Annotated in this window: 2 protein-coding genes; both read right to left on the reverse strand. The window is 55.6% G+C overall.

Annotated features, from left to right (window positions below; genetic code table 11):
• Positions 1 to 262 (reverse strand): VOC family protein (locus AB4043_RS26490; RefSeq protein ID WP_442308654.1); only part of this gene is annotated, 262 nt, incomplete at its 3' end.
• Between the two features lie 142 nt (positions 263 to 404).
• On the reverse strand, positions 405 to 1,059 hold a 655-nt coding region (locus AB4043_RS26495; RefSeq protein WP_442308655.1), incomplete at its 5' end, for a DJ-1/PfpI family protein.

A 1,059-nucleotide genomic window follows, 5' to 3' on the forward strand; every position in this document is an offset into this window, starting at 1 on the left:
GATTCGGGTCGGGAACGCTGAGCGACACCGTCGGCTTATCCGGCGTCGGGCCGCCCCCTACGTTCACAATCATCCAGATATTCGCGAGTTGAAGGTACCCGGGCGCGTTGCCGTCGCCTCTGCTCAGAATGCGCGCACCGAAGATGTTCTCGTAGTAATCGAGCGATCGGTTGATGTCGCCCACAGTTAGAAAATGCGCGATGCTCATCCCTTCTCGCGGAGGCATCTCATAGCTCTTCTGGTCGATTTGTACGCTACTCATTGACGGCTCCAATTCCGGTAAACGGTGCTTATCTGGGCGGTTGGCCTACACTTGCCTGATTTCAGGCGGCATCGTGAAAACCGACGAACGTGGTTTCATTGATATTTACGCCCTCCAAAGCTGTCGTCGGACTCTCCGATTCTTATGCCGCCGAAACCGACTTCGTCTTCGCATCGAGCGCCGGCAAAAGAAGTTTCAGAAGCTCGTAATCAGAGAACGGGTTCTGACCTGAGATCAACTCGCGATCTTGAACGACATAGCTCTTCCATGGAGGGAGCACACTCACGGCGCCACCCGCCGTGGTCAAGGCGAAGTCCGGATAAAAGAGGACCTTACCGCCAATCTCAAGCGGCTCGCGCTGCTGCTCTTCCGCTGTCGAAAAGATAGTCATCTTATATCCGGAATAGATCCAGCCTTGAGCCTTTGCGTGTGCTCCAGCGACATCGCCCGCCGACAGCGCGGCGACTACCTCCGTCGAATTCGGAAGAGCCGAAAGAAGTGAAATCGGGCCATGGCAAAGCACGGCCGTAGGCTTGGATGTTTTATGAAAATGTCTCATCACGGTGCCGGCGTCGGGATCATCGAGCAGGTCCATCATCGGACCATGGCCGCCGGGGACGAAAACAGCGTCATATCGATCCAGGCCTGATGCGATGACGTCCGCGATACGTGTTGGATTTTTGAGCCCAGTCAGGGTGTCACGGAATTTGAGATAGTCCTGCAGCTTAGCCTCGTCTCCACCGAAGAAGTCGGGGATAGCTGAATTGACATCCATTTGCGGCGTGTTGCCTTTGGGG

Source organism: Terriglobus sp. YAF25 (genome assembly GCF_052113305.1).
GTDB lineage: Bacteria > Acidobacteriota > Terriglobia > Terriglobales > Acidobacteriaceae > Terriglobus.